Here is a 2,841-nt window from a genome sequence, read left to right as displayed (position 1 = left end):
AGGCCCGGCCAGGCGAAGACCGTTTCCGTCATCACCGCCCCCGCCAGCAGGTTGGCGTAGGCCAGGCCGCCCAGCGTCACCACCGGCACTAGTGCGTTGGGCAGTGCATGGCGCAGGACGATCGCCCGCTCCTTCAGCCCCTTGGCGCGGGAAACCCGCACATAGTCCTGCCCCAGGCTGTCCAGCATCGCGGCCCGTGTCGTGCGGGTGATCAGCCCGATCGTCGCGGCCGCCAGCACGATCGCGGGCAGGACCAGGTGCGCCGCGCTGTCCCGGAAGGTCTCCCAGTCCCGGTGCAGGAGGCTGTCCACCAGGAACAGGCCCGTCGGCCCCTCTGGCGGGAAGGCGATGGGGTCCAGCCGCCCCGGCCCGGGCGCCCATTCCAACCCGCCATAGAAGATGGCCAGCATGATGAAGGCTAGCCAGAAGGTCGGCGCCGAGACTCCCAGCAGCGACACGGCGCGCGCCAGAGAATCCACCCAGGTGTCCCGCCACACCGCCGCCGCGATGCCGAGCGGGATGCCGACGAGCAGGGTCAGCAAGAAGGAGACCGTCGCCAGTTCCAGCGTCGCCGGGGCGTACTGGACGATGTCCTCCAGCACCGGCCGCCGCGTGGCGATGGAGACGCCGAGGTCCCCGTGGACGAGGCCGTTGAGGAAAATGCCGTAGCGTTCCCACAGGGGCAGGTCGAGACCCCACTTGGCCCGCGTTTCCAGCACGGTCGCTGGATTGCTGGCCGCGATGTCGCCGAGCTGCGCCAGCACCGGATCGCCGGGCACCAGCGCGGAGATGAGGAACACGACCAAGCTCGCCAGCACCGCCATCGCAACGGCCGCGAGCAGTCGCGTGGCGATGTATCGCGGCACGCGGACGAACCTCCTTGTTGCGCCCAGTCTGCGCCTGTTGCACGGATGCCATCAAGCGAGGGGAAGAGCCATGGACGGCGATGTGCGGATGGAGATCCGGGACGGGGTAGCAGAGCTGGTGCTGGACCGCCCGGCCAAGCACAATGCGGTGACCCCCGCCATGGCTCGGCGCCTGCTCGACCACACCCGCGCGCTCGACGCGGATGATGGGGTCCGCGCCGTGCTGCTGCGGGGCGAGGGCGAGCGCGCCTTTTGTGCCGGCAGCGACCTGAACACCCTGGCCGCCTACCCCTCCGCCTGGCATTTCCGCAACCGGGTGGAATATGCCGCCGCCGTCCGAAACATCCGCAAGCCCGTGGTCGCGGCCCTGCAGGGCTGGACTTTGGGGGGCGGCGCGGAGGCCGCTCTCTCGGCCGACCTGCGCGTGGCGTCCGAGACCATGCGGCTGGGCTTCCCGGAAGTGCAGCGGGGATGGGTGGGCGGCGGCGGCGCCTCTCAGCTTCTGCCCCGGCTGATCGGCCAGGGGCGGGCGGCACGCCTGTTGATGCTGGGTGATGCCATCGACGCCGCCGAGACGCTGCGGCTGGGCATAGTGGAAGAGGTGGTCCCCCAATCCACGCTGCTAGACCGGGCACGGGAGATCGCCGGAAAGCTCGCGTCCCTCTCCCCCGTCGCGGTGCAATCCGTGAAGGCGGCGATGCGGATGGCCTTGGAGGCCCCGCTCTCCGCCGGCCTGGCTTACGAGAATGAGATGAACGTGCTGTGCTTCTCCGCCGGCGACCACCTGGAGGGCATCCGCGCCTTCAATGAGAAGCGTCCCGCGGAGTTCGCCCGATGAAGGTCTTCCTTTCCCACACCGCCGAGACCTTCCCCGGCTACTTCGGAGACCGCGCCCTGGCCGCGCTGCAAGAGCACGCCGAGGTCGTCCGCAACCCCACGGACCGCGACCTGCGGGACGCCGAGCTGGCCCAGGCCGCCGCTGGCTGCCACGCCATCATAGCCTATCGCGGGAGCCCCGGCACGGCGGCCACCTTCGCCGCGGCGCCGGACCTCGTCGCCTTCCTGCGCTGCGCGGTGGACATCAGCACGGTGGACGTGCCTGCCGCCTCCGCCCACGGCGTCCTCGTCACCCGCGCGACGCCCGGCTTCGTGGATGCGGTGGCGGAGTTGGGCATTGGAATGATGGTGGACTTGGCGCGCGGCGTATCCCGCTCGGCCGGCGCCTATCACCGCGGCGAGATCCCGCCGCCCCGCACCGGCGCACAGCTCTCTGCCGCGACGCTCGGGGTGATCGGCTACGGCCGCATCGCGCGCCGTCTGGCCGCGATCGCGCGTGCCCTGGGAATGCGCGTGCTGGCTTACGACCCCTACACGTCCCCGGAAGAGCCGGGCGTGCAGGTCGCCGGCTTCGGCGAGGCGCTCTCGGCGGATTTCGTCGTCTGCCTCGCCATCGCCCTGCCGGAAACCGCGAACCTCATGGACGCGCGCGCATTCGCCGCCATGCGCCGCGGCGCCTTCTTCATCAATCTGTCCCGCGGGGAGCTGGTGGACGAGGCCGCGCTGGAGGCAGCGCTGGACTCCGGCCACCTCGCCGGCGCCGCGATGGATGTGGGCCGCGCGCCGGACCAGATGCCATCCCCCCGCCTCGCCGCCCGGCTGGACGTGGTAGCGACCCCGCACCTGGGTGGCCTCACGCCGCAAGCGGCGGAGCACCAGGCGATGGACACGGTGCGCCAAGTGGCGGCGCTGGCCGCGGGGCGCCTGCCGGAGGGGGCGGTGAACGCGGAAGCCGCGCACCGGCTCGCGCGTTTACGAAAGTAAAAGGCTGGAGAAAGGTGATTCCCCCAGCTTTGCTTATCAGGCCAGCGTGACCTTTCCGGTCTCCAGCTGCCACCCTGCTGCGGTCAGCGGAAAGTCCTTCACGCTGTTGCGGACCGCGATCTGGTAGATCGGCTGGAACAGGATGAAGTGATTC

Annotated in this window: 3 protein-coding genes; 2 read left to right on the top strand and 1 reads right to left on the bottom strand. The window is 70.6% G+C overall.

All coding sequences use genetic code 11. The annotated features are described in order from the left end of the window. On the bottom strand, positions 1-866 hold an 866-nt coding region (locus tag VF584_13385; protein HEX8211161.1), incomplete at its 3' end, for an ABC transporter permease. Positions 867-936: 70 nt separating this feature from the next. Between VF584_13385 and VF584_13380 the strand changes: the two genes are divergently transcribed. Both VF584_13380 and VF584_13375 read left to right on the top strand, forming a co-directional pair. Then, entirely contained in the window at positions 937-1,704 is a 768-nt protein-coding gene (locus VF584_13380; protein ID HEX8211160.1) for an enoyl-CoA hydratase/isomerase family protein, read from the top strand. Continuing rightward, complete coding sequence (locus VF584_13375) at positions 1,701-2,687, top strand: NAD(P)-dependent oxidoreductase (GenBank protein ID HEX8211159.1); 987 nt, start codon at positions 1,701-1,703, stop codon at positions 2,685-2,687. The genes VF584_13380 and VF584_13375 overlap by 4 nt, the downstream gene beginning before the upstream one ends. Positions 2,688-2,841: the final 154 nt, after the last annotated feature.

The organism is Longimicrobium sp. (genome assembly GCA_036389135.1).
Lineage (GTDB): Bacteria > Gemmatimonadota > Gemmatimonadetes > Longimicrobiales > Longimicrobiaceae > Longimicrobium.
The sequence above is the reverse complement of the archived record's forward strand: the minus strand, read 5'-3'. Positions and strand labels throughout refer to the sequence as shown.

Bases quoted from the DNA above. Each gene is read 5' to 3' on its own strand.
- VF584_13380 (HEX8211160.1), top strand. From the start codon at position 937: ATGGACGGCGATGTGCGGATGGAGATCCGGGACGGGGTAGCAGAGCTG.
- VF584_13375 (HEX8211159.1), top strand. From the start codon at position 1,701: ATGAAGGTCTTCCTTTCCCACACCGCCGAGACCTTCCCCGGCTACTTC.